This window comes from Natronococcus jeotgali DSM 18795 (assembly GCF_000337695.1).
Lineage (GTDB): Archaea > Halobacteriota > Halobacteria > Halobacteriales > Natrialbaceae > Natronococcus > Natronococcus jeotgali.
Window position 1 is genome coordinate 1 of sequence record NZ_AOIA01000158.1, and the last position, 21,456, is coordinate 21,456.

20 protein-coding genes and 1 tRNA gene are annotated in these 21,456 nt (G+C 67.8%); 9 read left to right on the plus strand and 12 right to left on the minus strand.

Annotated elements, in window-relative coordinates:
* Positions 1-128: 128 nt before the first annotated feature.
* Positions 129-596, minus strand: a complete 468-nt coding sequence (locus tag C492_RS18620) for a DUF5793 family protein (RefSeq protein WP_008426485.1) — start codon at positions 594-596, stop codon at positions 129-131.
* A gap of 163 nt (positions 597-759) precedes the next feature.
* Between C492_RS18620 and C492_RS18625 the strand changes: the two genes are divergently transcribed.
* The 4 genes from C492_RS18625 to C492_RS18640 all read left to right on the plus strand — a co-directional run bounded on the left by C492_RS18625 (position 760) and on the right by C492_RS18640 (position 3,258).
* Positions 760-1,419 carry a class I SAM-dependent methyltransferase gene (locus C492_RS18625; RefSeq protein WP_008426486.1) on the plus strand — a complete coding sequence of 220 codons (660 nt, stop codon included), beginning with the start codon at positions 760-762 and terminating at the stop codon, positions 1,417-1,419.
* Positions 1,420-1,512: 93 nt separating this feature from the next.
* A complete protein-coding gene (locus tag C492_RS18630; RefSeq protein WP_008426487.1) occupies positions 1,513-2,454 on the plus strand; it encodes a beta propeller repeat protein in 942 nt (313 codons plus the stop codon).
* Positions 2,455-2,549: 95 nt separating this feature from the next.
* A tRNA-Gly gene (locus C492_RS18635) sits at positions 2,550-2,620 on the plus strand.
* 167 nt (positions 2,621-2,787) lie between these two features.
* Complete coding sequence (locus C492_RS18640) at positions 2,788-3,258, plus strand: hypothetical protein (RefSeq protein WP_008426488.1); 471 nt, start codon at positions 2,788-2,790, stop codon at positions 3,256-3,258.
* Between the two features lie 367 nt (positions 3,259-3,625).
* Here the strand turns inward: C492_RS18640 and C492_RS18645 are convergent, their stop codons facing one another.
* Positions 3,626-3,949 (minus strand): amphi-Trp domain-containing protein, encoded by a 324-nt coding sequence (locus C492_RS18645; RefSeq protein ID WP_008426489.1) that lies wholly within the window; start codon positions 3,947-3,949, stop codon positions 3,626-3,628.
* Positions 3,950-4,104: 155 nt separating this feature from the next.
* Here C492_RS18645 and C492_RS18650 point away from each other — a divergent pair, with 155 nt between their 5' ends.
* Together C492_RS18650 and fen are read left to right on the plus strand one after the other, a co-directional pair.
* The gene (locus C492_RS18650) at positions 4,105-4,638 is read left to right on the plus strand and encodes a GNAT family N-acetyltransferase (protein WP_049893192.1); all 534 of its coding nucleotides are present in this window, start codon (positions 4,105-4,107) and stop codon (positions 4,636-4,638) included.
* 86 nt (positions 4,639-4,724) lie between these two features.
* Complete coding sequence (gene fen, locus C492_RS18655; RefSeq protein ID WP_008426491.1) at positions 4,725-5,702, plus strand: flap endonuclease-1; 978 nt, start codon at positions 4,725-4,727, stop codon at positions 5,700-5,702.
* A gap of 135 nt (positions 5,703-5,837) precedes the next feature.
* On the opposite strand, the gene mvaD is transcribed toward fen, so the two are convergent.
* On the minus strand, positions 5,838-6,815 hold the full coding sequence (gene mvaD / locus C492_RS18660) for a phosphomevalonate decarboxylase MvaD (protein WP_008426492.1): 978 nt from the start codon (positions 6,813-6,815) through the stop codon (positions 5,838-5,840).
* A gap of 122 nt (positions 6,816-6,937) precedes the next feature.
* Here mvaD and nth point away from each other — a divergent pair, with 122 nt between their 5' ends.
* The gene (nth, locus tag C492_RS18665) at positions 6,938-7,621 is read left to right on the plus strand and encodes an endonuclease III (RefSeq protein WP_008426493.1); all 684 of its coding nucleotides are present in this window, start codon (positions 6,938-6,940) and stop codon (positions 7,619-7,621) included.
* 88 nt (positions 7,622-7,709) lie between these two features.
* Entirely contained in the window at positions 7,710-7,955 is a 246-nt protein-coding gene (locus C492_RS18670) for a hypothetical protein (RefSeq protein WP_008426494.1), read from the plus strand.
* Here the strand turns inward: C492_RS18670 and C492_RS18675 are convergent.
* On the minus strand, positions 7,952-8,752 hold the full coding sequence (locus C492_RS18675; protein WP_008426495.1) for an NAD(+)/NADH kinase: 801 nt from the start codon (positions 8,750-8,752) through the stop codon (positions 7,952-7,954). The genes C492_RS18670 and C492_RS18675 overlap by 4 nt on opposite strands.
* A 44-nt stretch (positions 8,753-8,796) precedes the next feature.
* The gene (locus tag C492_RS18680; protein WP_008426496.1) at positions 8,797-10,107 is read right to left on the minus strand and encodes a M28 family peptidase; all 1,311 of its coding nucleotides are present in this window, start codon (positions 10,105-10,107) and stop codon (positions 8,797-8,799) included.
* 149 nt (positions 10,108-10,256) lie between these two features.
* Between C492_RS18680 and C492_RS18685 the strand changes: the two genes are divergently transcribed.
* Positions 10,257-11,321 (plus strand): polyprenyl synthetase family protein, encoded by a 1,065-nt coding sequence (locus C492_RS18685; protein WP_008426497.1) that lies wholly within the window; start codon positions 10,257-10,259, stop codon positions 11,319-11,321.
* Positions 11,322-11,349: 28 nt separating this feature from the next.
* Here the strand turns inward: C492_RS18685 and C492_RS18690 are convergent, their stop codons facing one another.
* The 7 genes from C492_RS18690 to nuoL form a co-directional block, all read right to left on the minus strand.
* On the minus strand, positions 11,350-13,050 hold the full coding sequence (locus C492_RS18690; protein ID WP_008426498.1) for an acyl-CoA mutase large subunit family protein: 1,701 nt from the start codon (positions 13,048-13,050) through the stop codon (positions 11,350-11,352).
* Positions 13,051-13,096: 46 nt separating this feature from the next.
* Complete coding sequence (locus C492_RS18695; RefSeq protein ID WP_008426499.1) at positions 13,097-13,834, minus strand: NAD(P)-binding oxidoreductase; 738 nt, start codon at positions 13,832-13,834, stop codon at positions 13,097-13,099.
* Positions 13,835-13,897: 63 nt separating this feature from the next.
* Positions 13,898-14,704, minus strand: coding sequence for a CBS domain-containing protein (locus tag C492_RS18700; protein ID WP_008426500.1), 807 nt, complete (start codon positions 14,702-14,704; stop codon positions 13,898-13,900).
* A gap of 89 nt (positions 14,705-14,793) precedes the next feature.
* Positions 14,794-16,269, minus strand: a complete 1,476-nt coding sequence (locus C492_RS18705) for a DHH family phosphoesterase (protein ID WP_008426502.1) — start codon at positions 16,267-16,269, stop codon at positions 14,794-14,796.
* Between the two features lie 88 nt (positions 16,270-16,357).
* A complete protein-coding gene (locus tag C492_RS18710; protein ID WP_008426504.1) occupies positions 16,358-17,887 on the minus strand; it encodes an NADH-quinone oxidoreductase subunit N in 1,530 nt (509 codons plus the stop codon).
* Complete coding sequence (locus tag C492_RS18715; protein ID WP_008426506.1) at positions 17,887-19,416, minus strand: complex I subunit 4 family protein; 1,530 nt, start codon at positions 19,414-19,416, stop codon at positions 17,887-17,889. The genes C492_RS18710 and C492_RS18715 overlap by 1 nt, the downstream gene beginning before the upstream one ends.
* Positions 19,413-21,455, minus strand: a complete 2,043-nt coding sequence (nuoL, locus tag C492_RS18720) for an NADH-quinone oxidoreductase subunit L (RefSeq protein WP_008426508.1) — start codon at positions 21,453-21,455, stop codon at positions 19,413-19,415. The genes C492_RS18715 and nuoL overlap by 4 nt, the downstream gene beginning before the upstream one ends.
* Position 21,456 lies beyond the last annotated feature (1 nt).

Below are 21,456 nucleotides of genomic sequence, written 5' to 3' on the forward strand. Positions count from 1 at the left end.
TCAGAGATGTGTATAAGAGACAGGAGTAGGTGTCCGTTCGCCATATCGATTTCCGGCGTGTGCCGGCGTACATTCGGTTTAGGCGTCCCTAAAACACTTATAACTGCCGGTCGGTTCCCGGCCGCTGGCTAGAGTTCGATGCCGCTGGGGATGAGACTGTGCTGGCGGAGGAGGTTCCCGTCCTCGTCGTAGACCAGGAACGTTCCCTTCTCGTAGCTGACGAACTCCTCGCCGTCGAACAGGATCTCGATCTCGTACCGTCCCTCGTCGGTTTCGTCCTCGCCGTACCCCCGGGCGGCGCGGATGAACCGCAAGACGTTGTCGGCGTCCTCGTTGAGTTCCAGGAGGAACTCGCCGGTCGTCCGGTTGGCGAGGCTCACGACACCGTCGGTGTCCTCCCCGAGCGGCCCCTGCAGCCGCAGGGCGGCGTCGGTCTCGCTCGCCTCGAGGACGTCGCCGTCCGGGCCGGTAAGGCGCTCGCGGAGATCCGTCGCTGGGCCGGTGAAGTCGATCGATACCGACGGTTTCGCCGGTTCGCCGTCGGTCTCGACCCAGTCGACATTGCTAACGTCCAGTGTGAAGTGCTCGCGCCTCATTCCGTACCGTCAGTTGGTACTCCCGCCGTATGAACGTAACGCAAAACTGCTCGGGAGTGCGATAGATCGGCGGTCGGACACCGCTCGCGTGGGCAAACGTAGTCGGCCGTGCGGCCGGAGCATCGAACGGCTTTTTTCCGCTCGCGCGCTCGCATCGAGCGAGATGAACCGCCGGAGGGCCGTCCGCGACACCTACGACCGGATCGCCGCCCACTTCGCCTCGACCCGCGAGTACGCCTGGCCGGAGGTCGAGGCGTTCCTCGCGGACCGCGATGTCGAGCGGGCCGTCGGGCTCGACCTCGGGTGCGGAAACTGCCGGCACGCCCAGCTGCTCGCCGAGTCCGCGGGTATCGAGCGAACGATCGGTCTCGACGTCAGCCGCGGTCTGCTCGAGACCGGGCGGGAACGAGCCCGCGAGCGAGGGTTCGACGTCGCGCTGGTCCAGGGCGACGCCGCGGCCCTGCCCCTGGCCGACGACAGCATCGACGTCGCGGTCTACGTGGCGACGCTACACCACCTGCCGACGCGGGCGGCGCGACTGGCGAGCCTGGACGAGCTCGCGCGCGTACTGGTCCCCGACGGGCGCGCGCTCGTCAGCGCCTGGTCGACCGCCCACGACCGCTTCGACGAAACCGAAGGGTTCGACACGACCGTCGAGTGGACCCTCCCCGGCGGGGAAACCGTCGATCGGTTCTACCACATCTACGACATCGCCGAGTTCGAACGCGACCTCGCGGCGAGCGACCTCGAGCTGCTGGAGTGGGAACTCTCGAGCGGGAACTGCTACGCGACGGTCGCCGGCGCGGAGCCGGGAGAAGCGTAGTCGTCCCGCCGCCGGCGTCTTTCCCATCCTTCCTGAGCAGTAAAAATAATGTACAGATTTTATGAAGTTCCAGTTTCGAATCTCGAGTGCGCTATGACGCGTCTGACTCGTCGTTCGGCGTTGCAGCTCGCAGGAGCATCGCTCGCCGCAGCTACCGTTCCCGCCGTCGCCGCCGGCGAGGACGGCTGGACGGCAGTCGAGACGCCGGTCGACAGCACGCTTCACGACGCCGCCGATACGGCGACCGACGTACACGCGGTCGGCGACGGCGGGGTCCTCGTCGAGCGCCGCGCGGACCGCTGGGAGGTCGTCCACCGAGGCGGCCCCACCGGGAACGGCAACGACCTCTTCGGCGCGGCCGTCACCGACGACGGGAAGCGACTCTGGATCGTCGGCGCGAGCGGCGCGATCGGCGAGTACGACGTGACGACCGGGAACCTCGTCGATCGCTCCGCGCCCAACGACTTCACGGCCAACTTCAACGACGTCGCGGTCACCGGCCCTGCGGGCGACGCGGACGTCTACGTGGCCGACGACTCCGGATCGATCCACTACAGCTTCGAGAACGGTGCGGAGGGCACCTGGGAGTACGCGGTGCCGGGAAGCGGCTCCGGCCTCCCCGCGATCGAGTTCCACGGCGCCCGCTCGGGCCACGCCGTCGACACCGACGGCCGCGTCTACGCGACCGACGACGGCGTCACCTGGGAGCCGATCGGGATCGAGGACGCGAACGCGACCTTCTACGGGCTCGATAGCGACGCCCCGGACGATGTCACGGTCAGTGGCGGCAACGCGACCGTCCACGAGTACGACGGCAGCCAGTGGGTCCCCGAGAGCCTCGGCGACGCCGACCTCCTCGATGTCGACACCGACCACGGTGAAGGGTACGCCGTCGGCGGCGGCGGGACGACCTTCGAGTACGACGGCGGCGACTGGACGCGAAATCAGACGCCCACCGGCGAGAACCTCCAGGCGATCGCACGCGGCGACGTCGACGTCGCCGTCGGCGCCGGCGGGACCGTCCTCGAGCGGTAGTCGACTCGACCGTTCGGTCGGCGCTCGAGACTCGAGGATCGACTGTCGCATTGAAACGGAATAGCCTTAAACGAGGAGCGAAAATCGGAGAGTGCGCGCGGATGGTCTAGTGGTAGGACCTGAGCCTTCCAAGCTCATGGCCCGGGTTCAAATCCCGGTCCGCGCATTCCTGTCGCGAACAACTCCGTGAGCGACAGGAATCCCGGTCCGCGTCGTTTACCGAAGACACTACTCGAGCACCGAAACCGTCTCTCCGAGAACCCACGTCCGTTCCGGACCGCCCTTGCAACTCCCGGCAGCGACCATACCGGAGCGACCGTCTGAGGGCCGGATATGGGTACCAGATACGAGGAGGGAGACGTCGTCGCAACGCCCGACGGTCGCGGCGTCGTCGCGGCCGTCCTGACCGAATCGCTCGAGTTTCCCCAGGAGGGGGACGAGCTCGCCGACGTCTCCGCGAGCGACGATCAGCCGGCCTACGTCGTCGGCCTCGAGACCGTCGGCTCGGCGGTCTACCGCGCCTCGGCGCTCGAGACCAGCGACCTCGAGGACGAGGACGCCACCGAGGAGACCGACGGCGAGTCGCTGACCGAGGTCGTCGACGAGGACGTCGACGGCCTCGACGGGCTGCCCGAGGGGTGGGATCGGGACAGCGTCCTCGAGTACTGGTCGTCGATCGGGGGCTCCTGGGAGTCCTGCGTCGACGACATGACCGACGAGTTCGGGGAGGACCGCGCGAAGGAGCACTGCTCGGCGATGAAAGACGAAGTGATCCGGAGCGAGCGCTGGCGGAACCGGTTCTGATCGCCCGCAGCCGACGCTTTTTGGCTGCCGATCGCTCTCGGACGAGATCGGAGGTGACGCGTTCGGGCCTCGGTTCCGTGGCCTCGGCGCGACGACGATACCGAACGGCTCGTCCGAGCAGTCGAATCGGAGCCTATCTGTTTTGGGATCAAAGCTATCGGACAACGGGTCCTTGTACTAACTGCAGTCGCGAGCTCCACACTCTTCATAACCACTTCCGATCCGTCCGTAGCCGAGGCGACGCCGATCGAACCGCCTCGACACCGAGAACGGGGCGTTCGCGCTCGGCGGTCCCACCGCTCGGAGCGATAAACGACGCGGACGGCACCGCAAAAGCGGTTCGTTCGATCGCCTCGAGGACGGTCGGCTACTCCTCGTCGGCCTCGGCGCTCGGAACGAGCCACTCGAGTTCGATCTCGAGTTCGAGTTCGTCGTACTCGTCGTCCTCGGGCTCGCGCTCGAGCTCGACCTCGAACTCGAGGTCGTCTTCGGGCAGGTCGACCGTGACGGACTCGTCGTCGGTCGAGACGGTCAGCTCGCCGCCGTCCTCGAGCTCGTCGGCGAGGTTGCGCAGCCAGTCGGCGGCCTGATCGGGGGACCGATCGAGTTCGGCCTCGATCAGTTCCTCTTCCTCGTCTTCCTCTTCCTCCTCGTCCTCGGGTTCTTCGGTCTCGGGTTCGTCGTCTGTCATCGTCTCTACGGACGGGACGGCGGCGGAAAAAGCCGCCCGTTGAATGCGCCACTTTCGGCCGATCTGGGCCTCGCGCGCGGCGTCGGCGCGAGCGACGTCCCGGGGATCGATCCCGAGGCGTGACGCTTAGCACCCGCGCGGGCGAACGCCCGACCGTGGAGTACGAACTGCTGGGCTGGCCGCCGGACGGACCGAAACTGCGACTCGACTACGAGCGGTTCAGCTACGCCGGGAAGTTCGTCATGACGAACACCGGCAAGGCGGTCGCGAGCGACGGCGACGACCTCGTCGCGGCGGTCGCGTTCAACGAGGACCGCACGGACGAGGCGACCCTCTGGCTGCGGTACGTCACCGTCGCCGGCGACCGCCGCGGCGAGGGGATCGGCCCCGAGTTGGTCGCTCTGGTTCGGGATCGCGCGCTCGAGCGGGGGTACGACCGCCTGCGGATCGCGGTCAACAACCCCTTCGCCTACGAGGCGCTGTACCGGGCGGGCTTTGGCTACACCGGCGAGCGGACGGGGATCGCCGAGCTCGTCCTCGAGTATCCCGTACCCGTCGACGGGACGGACGACGGCTCGAGCGGCGTCCGGTACCGCGACGGGCTCGAGGAGTTTCGCGACCGCGACCTCTCGGCCGAGGAGGAGGCGTTCCTCGAGGCCCGGCGCGGCGCGGATCCGCCCGACGCCTGAGCGTCTCCGCTGTCGGTCCGCGGTTCGCGGCCGACGGGCGCCCGGGAAGCCAACGATTCAAACCCCGACGCGTCCAACGACCGATAATGGGTAACGCAGCGCTGCGGGACATCGCGGTCATCGAGGACGTGCCGTTCGACGAGATCGAGGGCGTCATCGCCGTCGACGCCCACAACTGGCTCTATCGGTATCTGACGACGACGGTCAAGTGGACCGCAAGCGAAAAGTACACCACAGCCGACGGTACCGAGGTCGCGAACCTCATCGGCATCGTGCAGGGACTCGCGCGGTTTTTCGAACACGACGTGACGCCGGTGATGGTGTTCGACGGCGGCCCCTCCCAGCTCAAGTCCGAGGAGATCGAGTCCAGGCGCGAGCAGCGCCGAACGTACGAGGAGCAACTCGAGACCGCCCGCGAGGAGGGCGACGAGGTCGCGATCGCCCAACTGGAGTCCCGGACCCAGCGGCTGACGCCGACGATACAGGAGACCAGTCGCGAGCTGCTCGAGTTACTCGACGTTCCCGTCGTCGAGGCGCCCGCGGAGGGGGAGGCCCAGGCCGCCCACCTCGTCAAGCGCGGCGACGCCGACTACGTCGGCTCGGAGGACTACGACGCCTTGCTCTTCGGCGCGCCGCTGACGCTGCGCCAGCTGACCAGCAAGGGCGACCCCGAGCTGATGGATCTCGAAGCGACCCTCGAGCGCCACGACCTCACGCTGGAACAGCTGATCGACGCCGCCATCCTGATCGGCACCGATTTCAACGAGGGCGTCTCGGGGATCGGTCCGAAGACGGCGATCAGCGAGATCACCGAGCGCGGCGACCTCTGGAGCGTGCTCGAGGCCCGCGGGGATACTATCGAGTACGGCGATCGGGTCCGCCAGCTGTTTCGCGATCCGAACGTCACCGACGATTACGGCTTCGAGACGACGATCGAGCCCGATCTCGAGGCCGCACGCGCGTACGTCACCGACGAGTGGAGCGTCGCGGCCGGCGAGGTCGAGCGTAGCTTCGAGCGCATCGAAGAGTACGCCACGCAGACGGGACTGGATCGCTGGACGTAAGCGCGACTCCGCAGCGAGCCGACCCGTGCCGTTTCGTCAGTCGAACGGTCGTTCTCGCCGACGGCACCGCCGTGAGGCAGCCGACACCGTTCTCGCAAACGACGGTCACGGAACGGTGACGGTCGAACCGTTCGATCAGAACAGGTGGTCGTCGACGAGTCGGGCCGGGCCGCCGACCTCCCAGACCATCGTCTCGACGCCGCAGTCGCCGACTTCCCGTTCGACGCGGTCGACGTACTCCTCGGTGGTGTTGACGTAGACGCTGGCGCCGGTGTCCGTCGAGAAGTAGACCGGAATCCCCTCCTCCTCGCGGAGCTCCCGTACCCGGTTGAAAATTTCGAGCGTCGCCGGCTGCCAGTAGACCCACCCCGACGGACCGGTCATGGTCGTCGCGGCCAGCGACAGCGAGTCGTGCTCTGCGAGTTCGAAGGTCCGATCGAAGTCGTCGCTTCGCAACGCGTCGCGCATCTCGGCGATCTGGCCGTGGATGTGGGCGTTCCGGGCCTGGAACATGTGGCTGTCGGCGGCCTCGTCGTGGGCGTCCTCGGTCTCCTTGTGGTAGGGGACGAGCCCGACGACGATCCGCAGGTCCTCGTCGAGGTCGCTCGGAATCTCCCGGGAGCGACAGTCCGCGTCGTTCAGTCCGGTATGGAGCTGGGAGAACGAGCCAGTCACCGCGCGGGCGGCCGAGGCCGATCCCACGCGGGCGATCGTCGAGACCGTCTCGAGGTCGGCCTCGAGGCCCGCGGCCTCGGAAAGCGCCATCGCCGCGGCGGCGAAGCCCGACGAGGACGAGCCCAGCCCGACGTTCGTCGGGAAGCTGTTCTCGCTTTCGAGGCGTACCGGTTCGTCGGCGAGGTCGGCGTCGGCCCGTTCTCGAACCTTCGCAACGACGCTGTCGACCCGTTCGGCGGCTCGGCCCTCGAGGGTCTCGCCGTCGACGACGAAGGTGTCGGCGTCGAACTCGCTCGAGAACTCGACGGTCGTTTTCGTGTGGCTCGGCGCCGTACAGAGGCTGATACTGTCGTGGTACGGCAGGCGCTTCTCGTCGTCGCGCATCCCGTGGTACTTGACGAGGCCCTGGATGGGGTGGGCGATCGCGGTCGCTTTCATACCGGATAGCTGGCCGAAGCGCGCTTAAAACCCACGGCATTCGGGTGCTCGCCGAGTCGGCTTTCGACCCGAAGGGCGCCGAACCGAACCCCTGAAATGGACGCCGTCGAAAGAGCGGCGTAATGGGAACCCCGCTGGAGACCGCCGAGCAGCAGGCCGCCGAGGTCGTCGACCGACTCGAGGCCGAGTACCCCGACTCGACGATCTCGCTGCGGTACTCGAACCGACTCGAGCTGTTGATCGCGGTCATCCTCTCGGCGCAGTGTACGGACGAACGGGTCAACGCCGAGACCGAGCACCTCTTCGAGAAGTACGACGGGCCCGAGGACTACGCCGCCGTCGACGAGGAGGAACTCGCCGAGGACCTGAACTCCATCACCTACTACAACAGCAAGGCCGGCTACATCAAGAGCACCTGCGAGACGATCCTCGAGGAACACGACGGCGAGGTGCCGGACACGATGGCGGAGTTGACCGAGCTCTCCGGGGTCGGCCGGAAGACCGCCAACGTCGTGCTCCAGCACGGCCACGACGTCGTCGAGGGGATCGTCGTCGACACGCACGTCCAGCGCCTGTCGAGACGGCTCGGGCTTACCGAGGAGGAGCGTCCGGAGGCGATCGAACGGGAATTGATGGAGATCGTCCCCGAGGAGTACTGGCAGGGCTTTACCCACCTCTGTATCGACCACGGGCGAGCGACCTGTACCGCCCGCAGTCCGGACTGTGATGACTGCGTGCTGGCGGATATCTGTCCCTCCGAGCGGGGCGACGGCGAGGTCGACCTCGCGTCGGGCGAGCCCTGGTAGTCGCACCGACGGACTCCGGCCGGTCGTAGCCGTCCGTTGCAAGCCCAACGTCTTTTCGCGAACCGTGTGAAACTCGGGTGAGAACACTATGTCCGACAACGACGAGAGCGGCACGGACGAGCACGGACGGGACGTCGAGCTAACTCACGAGGACACCGACGCCGAAGACGAGGACGAGGAGGGGCTCACCGAGGAGGAGCAGGAGGCCCGCGAGAAGCAGGCGGAAGAACAGCGGCGCCAGGACATCGAGCACAAGTCCGACGACCGCGAGGACGACGCCCGCGAGCACGTCAACCCGGACAACCACCGCGACGAGGAGCCCTTCGAGAGCTAACGGCCCTCGCCGCCCTCCCGACTCGTTTTTGCCGATCCCGACGGGACGCCCAGCGTCGGCACCGTCCCGTCGGCGCCGATCCGGACCGGCGTCCCGGTCGGAACCGAACCGACGGCCCGGTCGTCGACGACGAGCGTCACCGAGCACTCGTCGCGCTCGACCCGGAGCTCGAGCCCCTCGTCCGGGAGCACCCACTGCCGGGCACTCGTCGCGAACGGCGCGATCGGGGCGACGGCGACCGCCTCGAGTGCGGGCGAGAGCGCGGGCGCGTCGACGGCCCCCGCGTAGCCGTGCGTGCCGACAGGCGTTGCGACGACGACGCCGTCAGCGCGGACCGAGCCGACGGGTTCGCCGTTCGTCCGGACGCTGTACTCCGAGATTTTGGCCGGCTCCGACGTCACCAGCGCGGCGTCGAACAGTCCGCGGTAGCGCTCGCCCTCCAGGACGGCCTCGAGGATCGGCTGCGGGCGCACCTCCGCGGCGCCCGACAGCGCCGCCTCGAGCGCGGGCGCCGCCTCGCCGGGCGCGACCGACTCGAGGCCGGGAATCTCCCCGACCGGGAGCACCGGAACGTCGGGATCCTCGCGGACGGTCGCCGACAGCGCAGCCTCGCCGACGGCGACCAGCAGCGAGACCGGGGCGTCCGAAAGCGTCGCGGCCGTCCCCGTCCGGACCGTTCCGTCCCGCGGCTCGAGGACGTTCGCGAGCCGATCGACGACGGACGGCTCGCGGTCGCCGTCCTCGTGTACGACTCCGACGACGGGCACCTCGTCCGGCGGTTCCCACGCAGCGTCCATACCCCCGAGTTGACGCGGCCCGTCCAAAAGCGTGCGGTTGCTCGCTACCCGTCGTAGGGCCAGTCGCCGGTGACCTTCATCCCCGCCGCGAGGTCCTGAGCCTCGAGGTCGGCGGCGATCTCGTCGGGCGAGCGGCGTTCGACGGTTCGGTCCTCGCCCGCCAGATCGACCACGAGATCGGTCAGGAGGATCGCCTGCTCGCGCAGATCCCGTTTCTCGAGTTTCTCGAGCGTGTCGGCGAAGGTGTGGCCCCAGCCCCGGCCGACCTCGTCGGAGGTCGATTTGACGTGATACCCCGGTACGCCCCGCTGGACGAACGGCCAGTGGTCGCTGTGGGGGCCGAGCCGCGGCACCGTCTCGACGGGGTGGTCGTAGCGATCGGCGACCGCCTCGACGGCGTCGGCGAGTCCCTCGAAGCCGTGGGTCGTGAACTCGAGGGTGCGATCGCCGACGACGCCGTCGTTGTTGACGATCGCCGCGATCGCGGCGAGGTCGGCGGTCTCGGCGTGGTAGTTCGAACCCACCAGTCCGACCTCCTCGGCGCCGTAGGCGACGAACTCGACGCGGGCCTCGAGGGCGTCCTCGCGGTCGGCGAGGGCGTTCGCCAGTTCGACGACCATCGCGGTCCCCGCGCCGTTGTCCAGCGCCCCCTCGGCGATGTCGTGGGCGTCGACGTGGCTCGTCACGAGGACGCGCTCGTCGGTGTCGGGACCGAGCTCGGCGTGGACGTTCTGGCTCTCGGCGTCGCCGATCTCGGCCTCGACCGACACCGTAATCGGCTCGCCCTCGAACCGCCGGACCAGCCGCGCGCCGACCTCGCTCGAGACGCCGACGGCCGGAATCTCGCCGATCGGGTCCTCGGCCGTTCCAACGCTGCCCGTGGGCGGCAGACAGCCCTCGACGTGGTTGCGGTAGACGAAGCCGACGGCGCCGCCCTCGACGGCGCGGTAGTACTTCTCCCGGCGGTGGACGTATCGGTCCGCGTAGCTGGGGATGTCGCTTCGGACCGTGACGATCTTGCCCTCGAGGTCGGCAGCCTCGAACGCCTCGGGCAGGCCGTAACCGAGGTCGACCAGCGGTGCCTCGACGCTATCGGCGGGGCTGCGCGGCAGCGCGATGCAGTCCTGGGCCGTCTCGCCCGCGGCGATCGAACTCCCGCCGCGAGTCCAGCCTTGGATCTCGAACGTCTCGAGGCGGGCGTTTTCGGCGCCGGCGGCCTCGAGAGCGTCCCGCGTTCGTTCGGCAGCCTCGCGCTCGCCCGGGCTGCCGGCCATCCGGTTGCCGATGTCGACCAGGTCCTCGAGGTGGGTCCATCCGACGTCGCTGGTGAACAGGTCGCCGATCCACGCGCTCATACCCGCACCGTCTCCCCGCCGCGGGGTAACGGTATCGGCTTCCGCGGTTCGGTCGCCCCGTCGGACGGTTCGCCGCGGACGACCGTCCGCTCGCGCCGGAGGAACGGGAGATCTGAATCTTTTTCACGCCGCTCGCACTCGGGAGAGGTATGCGGGAGACGCTTGCCGAGTGGCGGCCGGCCGTCGACGAGGCGATCGCCGATCTCGTGCCGCGCGAGGTCGAGGGGGAGTACCTCGAGGACTTTTTCGGCGAGCCGACCTACGAGTACGATTCCGAGGGGATCCAGCGGGCGCTGTCGGACCCGCTCTGGGAACTGCTCGATCGGGGCGGGAAGCGGTGGCGAGCCGTGTTGTTTCTGGTCTTCGTCGACGCGTTCGGCGAAGATCCCGAGGAGTACCTGCGCTACGCCTGCATTCCGGAGATCCTGCACAACGGGACGATCATCGTCGACGACGTCGAGGACGAGGCCGCCATGCGTCGCGGGGAGCCGGCCCTTCACCACGTCTTCGACGAGGACGTCGCGCTCAACGCGGGCAACGCGATGTATTTCCTGCCGCTGAAGATCCTGACCCGGGAGCAGGCGGATCTGCCGGCCGACAGACGGCTGGCCGCCTACGAGATGCTGATGGACGAACTCAACCGGACCCACCTCGGCCAGGGGATGGACATCCACTGGCACAACGAAAGCGAGGTGCGCGCAACGCCCGAACAGTACCTCGAGATGTGCGCCTGCAAGACGGGCTGTCTGGGGCGGATCGTCGCCCGACTGGCCGCGATCCTCACCGACCAGCCCGCCGACGTCGAGGAAGCGGTCGCCAGCTACGCCGAGTTGACCGCCGTCGCGTTCCAGATCGGCGACGATATCCTAGACGTCGAGCATTCGCTGGGGCGGGCCGGCGAGTTCGGCAAGGAGTTCGGCAACGACGTCCGCGAGGGGAAAAAGACCCTGCTGGTGATCCACGCCGTCGAGGAGAGCGACCCCGAGACCGCCGCGCGCCTCGAGGCGATCCTCGAGGCCGAGGACAACACCGACGCGGAGATCGGCGACGCCCTCGGGATCCTCGAGGAAGCCGGCAGCGTCGAGTACGCCCGCGATCGGGCCCTCGAGCTGGCCGCCCAGGCCCGCGCGGAGATCGACGGGCTCGGGTTCGACCCCGAGAACGAGCGCAAGCTCCGGGAGTTCACCCGGTTCGTCATCGATCGGGACGTCTGAGCGCGCCGTCGACCCGAGGCTGGCGTACTTACGCCAGCCCGATCTGCTCGCTGTAGGCGCCGTGCTCGGCCTCGAAGACGTCCATGATCTCGCCCATCGTCGCGTACGCTTTCACCGCGTCAACGATGTACGGCATCGCGTTCTCGCCGTGGCCGATCGCCTCACGGAGCTCCTCGAGGGCGTCCTCGACGGCGTCGTCGTCGCGCTCGGCCTTGACCTCCTCGAGCCGGCCGAGCTGGCGGTCGGCGGTGTCCTCGTCGACCTGGAGGATCTCCGGGCTGGTGTCCTCCTCGATCGTGTACTCGTTGACCCCGACGACGACCTCCTCGCCGCGCTCGACGCGTTCCTGGTACTCGTAGGAGGCTTCCTGGATCTCCCGCAGGAAATAGCCCTGGTCGATCCCCTCGAGGATGCCGTCCCGAACCGAGCCCTCGCCCATCTCGCGGATCTCCTCGATGTAGGCCATCGTCTGCGCCTCGACCTGGTCGGTCAGCGCCTCGACGGCGAAGCTGCCGCCGAGCGGGTCGACGATGTCGGCGGCACCGGACTCCTCGGCGATGATCTGCTGGGTGCGAAGCGCCACGCGAACCGCCTTCTCGCCGGGCAGAGCAAGCGCCTCGTCGAAGCTGTTCGTGTGCAGCGACTGGGTGCCACCGAGGACGCCCGCCAGCGCCTGGATCGTCACGCGGGCGACGTTGTTCAGCGGCTGCTGGGCGGTCAGTGACTGGCCCGCGGTCTGGGTGTGGAACTTCAGCCGCTTCGACTCCGCGCGCTCGGCGTCGTACCACTCGTCCATCACGCGGGCGTAGATCCGCCGGGCCGCCCGGTACTTCGCGATCTCCTCGAAGAAGGAGTTGTGACAGTTGAAGAAAAAGGAGAGTCGGGGAGCGAACTCGTCGACCTCGAGGCCCCGATCGATCGCGTCCTCGACGTAGCCGAAGCCGTCGGCGAGCGTGAACGCCAGCTCCTGAACCGCGGTCGAGCCGGCTTCGCGGATGTGATAGCCCGAGATCGAGACGGGGTGGAACTTGGGGGTCTGTTCGGTCGAGAACTCGATCGTGTCCGTCACCAGCTCCAGCGAGGGCTCGGGCGGGATCACCCACTCCTTCTGGGCGATGAACTCCTTGAACATGTCGTTCTGGAGGGTGCCGCGGATCTTCTCGCGGGGGACGCCCCGCCGATCCGCGAGCGCGACGTACATCGCGTAGATCACCGGTGCGGAGGGGTTGATCGTAAACGAGGTCGAGATCTCCGCCAGGTCGATCCCGTCGAAGAGGATCTCCATGTCCCGCAGCGTGTCGACCGCGACGCCCTCCTTGCCGATCTCGCCCTCGCTCATCGGATCGTCCGAGTCCAGCCCCATCAGCGACGGCATATCGAAGGCTACCGACAGTCCGGTCTGGCCCTCGTCGATCAGGTAGTGAAAGCGCTCGTTGGTCTCCTCGGCGGTCCCGAAGCCGGCGAACTGGCGCATCGTCCAGGTGCGCCCGCGGTACATCGTCGGGTACGGCCCCCGGGTGTACGGCTCCTCGCCCGGGAAGCCCAGATCCTCGAGGTAGTCCAGATCGGCGACGTCCTCGGGCGTGTAGAGCCGATCGACCTCGAGGTTCGAGACGGTCGCGAACCGATCCTGGCGCTCGCCGTGGGCCTCGAGCGTCGGCTCGAGGGTCGCTTCTTCCCACTCCTCGCCGGCCTGGCGGATCGACTCGAGATCCTCATCGTCGTACATGATCGTAATTTTTGCCGGACAGTCCATTAAGGATTCCGGGTAGCGGCTACAGGCGCATCCGATCGCGGTCGGCCTCGACGCGGTCGAACGCCCAGTCGACGTCGACGATGCGTTTCGGTGGTCCGGAGAGCCCGTCGCGGCTGGCGATCTCGAGGGTGCGGTTTCGCGCGTCCGGGGTGAACGGCGCCGCGGCCATCACGCGGGCGACGTCGGCCCGGGGGATCGACCCCGCGACGGAGTCGCCGCCCTCCCCGACCAGGATCTCGCCGTTGGGCGGCTCGTTCGTGAGCCGGCCCGGACGAACGATCGTGTAGTCGATCCCCGATCGGCGGATCGCGGTCTCGGCGTCGCCTTTCGCCTTCAGCGAGCCCCGGATGAGGAGCCGCGCCGGGAGCGGGAGCCCCGCCCTCGAGCTGCCGACGCCGATCGCGCTCTCGTGGACGAAGTGTGAGACGCCCTCGCCGACGGCGGCCGTCAGGAGGTTGCTGACGCCGGTTCGATCGACCAGCTTGCCGCCGACGGTGTGGCGGTAACTCGGGGGCGTGCCGACCGCACAGCAGACGACGTCGCAGCCCTCGACGGCCGCGACCGCGTCGCCGGGTTCGAAGAAGTCGGCAACGACGACCTCGTCGGCGCCGAGGCGCTCGAGGCTCTCGACGGTCGCGTACGAGCGGGTCGTCGCGCGGACGGTGAGATCCGTCGGTCGGAGAACGGCGAGCAGTTCGGTCCCGGTATCGCCGCTCGCTCCCGCGATAAGTACGCGCGGTGAACTGTCATCGGTCATCGAACGGCGTACTCGCCCGAGCGGGAAAACCCTGCCCAGTGATCAGCGAAGCGACCGGTTCGACTACTCCTCGGACTGGAGGCGTTCGGTCGTCTGGACCAGCGGGTGGCGCGCGTAGTCGACGACCTCGATGTCGTCGATTCCCTCGAGCCCCTCCTTCTTTGCCGTGCGTGCCATCCCGAGATCGATCGGGCGGTCGATGACGATGACGTAGGCGTCCATCTCGTCGATCGAGAGGCGGTCGGCCGCCAGCACGCGGTGGTGGCCGTCGGCCAGCAGCAGGGTGCCGGCGTTGTCGATGACGACGAGGGGTTCGGCCAGGCCGTGCTCGAGTTCGTACCGTCGGCCCTCGAGCTCGTCGGCGTAGACCCGACCCTGGGTCGGCGTGAGCTCGGCGAGGGGGACCGTCCGTCGCTCCTGGCGTAGCTCGACCTCGTGGATCTGCTCTAAGGTGTTGACGAGCTTGCCGACCTTCTTGGGCGTCGCGCGCTCGATCTGACTGCGGATCACGTCGGCGTTCGAGATGATGCCGACGAGGTTGCCCGCGTCGTCGACGACGGGCAGCTTCTGGATCCCCGAGCGCAGGATCACCCGGGCGGCGTCGGTGACTTTCATCTCGGGATGGGCGACCAGCAGGTCCGTCGTCATCACCTTGAAGATGGGATCGTCGTCGTCGGCCAACAGCAGATCGCGCGCGCTGATAAACCCCTCCACGCGACGGCGCTCGCAGACGGGGAACCCGCTGTGGTTGTCGGTCTCGGCGATCCGGTTGGCGACCTCGCCGACGGTGGTATCCGGCGAAACCGTCGCCACGTCGCGGGTCATGTAGTCTTCGACCTGGGGTTTGGTCCGATCCGACGCAACGTCCATACCGCCTCAAGGCGACCCCGGTGCAAAAGCGCTGCCGTCGCGTTGACATCCTCCCACCCCTGAAGGGGTGGGCTTCCGCTCGCTACGTGTCACTCCTCGTCTTCGAGCGTGAACAGTACCTCGCTGGTCTGGGTGTAGGAGCCGACCGGCGTCCCGGGCTGGCTCTCGATCGCCTCGAAAAAGCGGTCCGTGATCACCTCCTCGACGACGCTGACGATCGAGTCGACCTGCTCGTCGTCGGCGGCGCCGAGGATGCCGATCTCGAGTTGGGCGCCGGCCATGTCGGCGTGGCCGCCCGCGCTGCCGATCCGATCGAAGGCGTCCCGGACCACCTCGCCGAGGTCGACGTCGCCCGCCCGCGACCGCGCGGAGACGAACACCATCTCGTCGATGAAGCCGAACACGAGCGACGTGTCGACCCCCTCCATCGTGAGCAGTCGGTCGGCCGCCTGGGGCAACGCGTCGCGGTCGCCGATCCGCCCGGCGCTGGCCACCGCCACCGGGCCGCGCTGTTCCCGGTTTTTGATCGCGCGGGCGATCGTGTCCAGGGTCTCGCCCTCGAGCGAGGGCCGTTCGATCCGGCGGAGCACGTCGGTGTCGACGTGGGACCACAGCGTCGCCGCGGCCTCGAAGTCGGCCGAGGACGCCTCCCGGGTGAACTCGTCGGTGTCGACCCGGATCCCGTACAAAAGCGCCGTCGCGGTCGCCCGGTCGAACCCCGGCCCGAACTGCTCGAGGTACTCGGTCAGCACCGTGCTCGTGGCGCCGGCGTGTTCCCGCAGGTCGACGTAGTCGCTGGGTACCGGCCCCCGGGGCGGGTGGTGGTCGATGACGATGTCGACGTGGCGGTCCTCGGAGAGCTGGTCGTTGACCCCCGGTCTGGAGTGGTCGACCAGCGCGACGGCGTCGTACTCCTCGAGGGTGGCCCCGGGCTCGAGGTTTCGCAGGTCGAGTCCGAGGACGTTCACCATCGCCCTGTTTTCTTGGTGGGAAATCTGTCCGAAGTAACAGGGGTCGGCCGGAACGCCGACCGACTCGGCGATCTCGGCCAGCGCAACGGCGCTCGCGATCGCGTCGGGGTCAGGGTTGTCGTGCATCATGACCGCGAGCCGCCCGTCGATCTGCAGGAGGCGCTGTCGCAGCCGAATCGCGGCGTCGGCGGCCGGACTCGTCGTCGCCTCGAGGACGGCGCCGCCCAGCGCCCGCTCGGGGTCGACCACGCGGTCGGCAAGTTCGTCGAACGCCGCCCGATCTTCGGGCGTCGGCTTCCCGCCGAGGTAGGCGACGATCGTCGCGGACGGGAACCGCTCTCGGGCCCGCTCGAGGGCGATCCGGTTGCGGTCGGTGCGGTCGCCGGCGACGAAGACGAGGGCCGGCCGCTCGACGCCCTCGAGCACTCCGGGGTCGGTTGGATCGGCCTCTCGAGCGGGAACGCTCCTGTCGCGGAGCGTTTCGACGATCTGTTCGTCCTCGGTGACGACGAGCAACCGGTCGTCACACTCGGGCAGTCGTCCGATCGTCTGACGGCCGACGGTTCCGCACCCGAGGACGAGCCGGAAAACCATACGGTGCGGCTTGCAACCCCGTCGGGTAAAAGCTACCGGCTTGATCGGATGCCGACGGCGTAGCCGGGGTGAGAGACCGAGCCGACGGTCACCCGATCGCGACGGCCGCCGCCTGCTGTGCCGCGTCGGCAATCGGGCCGAACGCCGGCAGCGCGACGACGGTCAACACGGCGGCGACGACGATCGCCGCGTACAGCCCGATCGGTTGGGCGAGCGCGTCCCGTTCGCCGATGGGGTCTTCGATCCAGACGGCTTTGACCAGCCGCGAGTAGTAGTACAGCGAGAGCGCGCTGTTGACCACCAGCGCCGCGGCGACGACGAGCATGGCGCCGTTCGTTCCCGCCGCGCCGATCGTCTCGGTGAAGAGGATATACTTGCTCCAGAAGCCGCCCAGCGGCGGGATGCCGGCGAGGCTGAACATGAAGATTCCGAGCGCGGCGCAGGCCACGGGCGCCTGCCGTGCGAGCCCGTTGTAATCCTCGAAGGTTCGGCCGACGCCCCAGTACTCCGCGAGGGCGACGAACAGGAAGGCGCCGGTGTTCATGAACCCGTAGACGAACAGGTGCATCATCGCCGCGCCCATCACGAGCTCGCCGCCGTCCGCGGAGAGGCCGGCCAGCCCGATCAGCGCGTAGCCGGCGTGGCCGATCGAGGAGTACGCGAGCATCCGCTTGACGTTGTCCTGGGTCGCCGCGGCGAAGTTCCCGAGCGTCATCGTGACGATCGCGAGGACGACAAAGGCGGTCGTCCAGTCGATCCCGATGACGGCGGTCGTCGCCTCGACCGGGAACGCCGTCGTGAACACGCGAAAGGCGATCACGAAGCCCGCGGCCTTAGAGGCCGAGGAGAGAAACGCCGAGATCGGCGCGGGCGCACCCTCGTAGGCCTCGGGCGCCCAGAAGTGGAATGGGACGCTCGCGGTCTTGTACGCGAACCCGCCGATCAGCATCAGGATTCCCAGCCCGAGCAGACCGCCGTAGGCGTCAGCGCCGTCGAGGTTGTCCGCGATCGCCTCGAGCTGGAGGTGGCCCGTCGCGCCGTAGACCAGCGAGATGCCGTAGAGGAAGATCGCCGAGGAGAGCGCGCCGATCAGGAAGTACTTCAAGCCCGCCTCGACGCTCCCGCGGTTGTCCTTGAGGATCGCCACGAGGGCGTAGGAGGGAAGGCTCGCCAGCTCGAGGGCGATGAAGACCGTCACGAGGCTGTTGGCCGCGGCCATCGCGGCCATCCCCGTCGCGGCGAGCATGATCAGCGAGTAGTACTCCGACTGGTAGGTGTGGTCGGCCATGTAGTCGTAACTCGCCACGGCGACGAGCGCGGTGACGATCGAGACGACGGTCGTGAAAAACAGCGTCATCTGGTCGACGACGAACTGGCCACCGAACAGCTCCACGACGCCGAGACCGCCCTCCGCGGTCGGGGTGCCGACGCCGGCGAGCATGAACCAGACGGTGACGCCCAGCGCCGCGAGCGCGCCGACCGCGGTCGTCCCGGCCAGCAGCGAGCGGTTCCTCGTGTGCGGGTTGATGCTGTCGATGACGAACAGCGCGAGCGCCGTCGCCACGAACACCAGCGCCGGCGCGAGCGCGGTCCATTGGGGTAACTCGAGCACCGCCATCACAGCTCACCTCCGTTCTCCAGGATCGGGTCGACTGCGTCGGTAATCATCTCGAAGATCAGTTCGGGCGCGACGCCGAGAGCGATGATGATCGCCAGCAATACGAACATCGGCGCGACGTCGTGCAGCGGCGCGCGTCCCACGTCGTAGTCGGTTTCCAGGTGATACGGGCCGAAGACGGTCCGCTGGAGCGCAAAGAGCAGGTAGCCGGCGACGATGACGATGCCGAACATCGCCAGCGGGGTAAAGACCTGCGAGTACGGGAGCCGTCCGGAGCCGAAGGAGCCGAAGAAGATCGCGTACTCGCCGAAGAAGCCGCTCATCAGCGGCAGCCCCATGTAGCCGAACGCGCCGGCGACGAGGATGCCGACGGCGACGGGCATCCGATCGGCCATCCCGGACATATCGGTGACCATCCGGGTGTGGGTGGCGTTGTAGATGACCCCGACCGCCATGAACATCAGTCCGGAGATCAGCCCGTGGCTGACCATCTGGAAGGTCGCGCCGCCGACCCCGAACTGGGTGTAGGCGATCAGCCCGAGAATGACGTAGCCCATCGACGACACCGACGAGTAGGCGACGATCCGTTTGAGGTCGGTCTGGGCGAGCGCGAGCATCGCACCGTAGATGACGCTGATCACCGCGATCGCGGCGATCGGCACCGCGAAGGCCTCGGCCTGCTCGGGGAACATCGTGAAGTTGAACCGCAGCAGGGCGTAGGTCCCCATCTTCAGCAGGACGCCAGCCAGCAGCACCGACGCGGGCGTCGGCGCCTCGACGTGGGCGTCGGGCAGCCAGGTGTGGAAGGGGACGACGGGTACCTTCACGGCGAACCCGACGAACATCGCGACGAACACCGCCGCGGCGATCGTCGAACCGGCGACGCCCATGAACGCCTCGGGCCCGCCCTCGAGCATCGCCGTCGCGATCTCCGGGAGCGCGAAGCTCGTGACGGCGTCGCCGAGGCTGAAGACGAGCACGATGAACGCGCCGAACATCAGCAGGGAGGCGACGTTCGTGTAGACGAAGAACTTGATCGCCGCGTACTTGCGGCGCGGGCCGCCCCAGATCCCGATCAGCAGGTACATCGGGATCAACACGGCCTCCCAGAAGATGAACCAGACGAAGAAATCCAGCGCCGCGAAGACGCCGATCAGGTTCGCCTCGATGAACAGCACGAGCCCGTAGAACTGCGACTCGCGGTCGTCGATCGGCGTCCAGGAGCTCACGATCGCGAGCGTACAGAGGATCGTCGTCAACACGACCAGGGGGAGGCTGATGCCGTCGAGACCGACGAACCACGAGACCGTGTACTCGCCGATCTGGATCCACTCGACCCGAGATTCGAAGGCGAGTTCGCCCTCGAGCAGGGCGTTCCCGCTGCCGTCGAACGCCGAGAACAGCCACAGGCCGAGCCCCGCGGGGAGCAGGCTGATGGCGAAGGCCAGTTTACCGGCGATACGATTCGGCGCGACGAACGTTACCAGCGCGCCGACCAGCGTGACCGCGAGCAGCGCTTCGATCATCATAGGAACCACCCTCCGAGGAATCCGAGCACGATAAGCAAGGCGATGAACCCGGCGACGAGCAAAGCCGCGTAGTTAGTGACGATACCCGATTGTATCCGCTTGACTCGATCGCCTCCGAACAGGCTCACGGACGAGACGCCGTCGACGGCGCCGTCGATGACGGTCTGGTCGAACCGATCCGCAGCGCGGGCCACCGGCAACGTCAGACCCTCGGCGAGCCAGACCTGGTACTCGTCCTGGTAGTAGTTGCTCCGCAGAACGTCGTAGGCGCCGCCGAGCTTCTCGGTGTGGCGGGTCGGCGACGGGACGTTGTACAGTGCATGGGCCGTGAACGCTCCGGCCAGCGCCAGCCCGAGCGACAGTCCCGCGCCGAGGAGCATGGTGGTGGTCTCGGATCCGATCGCTCCCTCCTCGAAGGGCACCGTCTCGTGGTAGGAGTGATAGGTCAGCGCCTCGAGGCCGCCGTACTCGCCGTCGAGCCAGTACTCGAGGAACGAGATCTCCGCGCCGGTGAGTTTGGCGACGGGAGCGAGGTTCGCCAGGCCGGCCACCGTCGCGAGGACGCCCAGCACGAGCAGCGGTGCCTTGATCGCCCAGCCGACCGAGTGAGGATCCTCGGCCGTCTCCGTTCGCGGTTCGCCGTGGAAGGTGAGAAACACCATCCGGAACGTGTAGAAGCCGGTGAAGAAGACGGCGATCAGCCCCATCGCGTAGGCCGCCATGATCAGGGGCTGCTCTAAGCCGACGATCAGGGCGTCGTACAGGATCTCGTCTTTCGACCAGAAGCCCGAGAACGGGACGATTCCCGCCAGGGCGAGCGCGCCGGCGAGGAACGTGTAGTAGGTGACGGGCGCCTTGTCCTTGAGGCCGCCCATCTTCCACATGTCCTGTTCGTGGTGCATGAGCACGATGACGGCGCCGGAGCCGAGAAACAGCAGCGCCTTGAAGAAGGCGTGGTTCATGAGGTGGAAGACCCCGGCGACGTAGCCGCCGACGCCCAGTCCGAGCATCATATAGCCGTACTGGCTGATCGTCGAGTACGCCAGTACCTGCTTGATGTCGTCTTTGACGACGCCCATCGTCGCCGCGAACAGCGCGGTGAAGCCGCCGACGAACGCGATGATCGCAAGCGCCGTCGGCGAGAGCGCGTAGTAGCCGAACATCCGGGCGACCAGGTAGACCCCGGCCGCGACCATCGTCGCCGCGTGGATCAGCGCCGAGACGGTCGTGGGACCCTCCATGGCGTCGGGCAGCCAGGTGTGCAGCGGGAACTGTGCCGACTTGCCGATGACCCCGCCGAGGACGAGCAGTCCGGTGATCGTCACCCACGTCTCGGCGTCGAACCCGAACAGCTGCCCGCCGTCGTCGATTGCGGCCGCGGCCGCGGCGACGAACGAGTCCTCGCCCGCGAACTGGACCGTGCCGAAGGTTGCGGCAATGGCGACGACCCCGATCAGGAAGAAGTAGTCGCCGAAGCGGGTGACCAGAAACGCCTTCTTCGCGGCCGAGGGCGCCGAACGGGTGCGGAACCAGAACCCGATCAGCAGGAACGAGCACAGCCCCACCAGCTCGAAGAACATAAACGCCATCAGCAGGTTGTCCGCGTAGACGAACGCGAGCATGCTGAACGTAAAGAGGCCGAGCCCGGCGTAGTACCGCGGCAGGCCGGTCTCGCCCTCGGCGTTCATGTACTCGAGGCTGAAGACGTGAACGAGGAAGGCGACGAGCGAGACGATCACGAGCATCAGCGCGGCCAGCGGATCGATCAGGATGCCGAACGTGAACTCGATGGCGTCGGTACCGATCTCGCCGGCGGCATCGCCGGCCGCCCACGTGAACAGCGTCTCGTGGTAGTATCCTTCTTCGCCGCCCGCGACGGCCGCCAGCATCGCAAGCGAGAGCAGCAACGAGCCGCCCGTCGCGACGATGCCCGGGATCGCCCCCTTCTTCGGCAATTTCGGCCCGAAGGCGAGAGCGATGACGAACGCCGCAAGCGGGAACAGCGCGATCGCCGGTGCGTAGTCGAATAACCCTTCCATC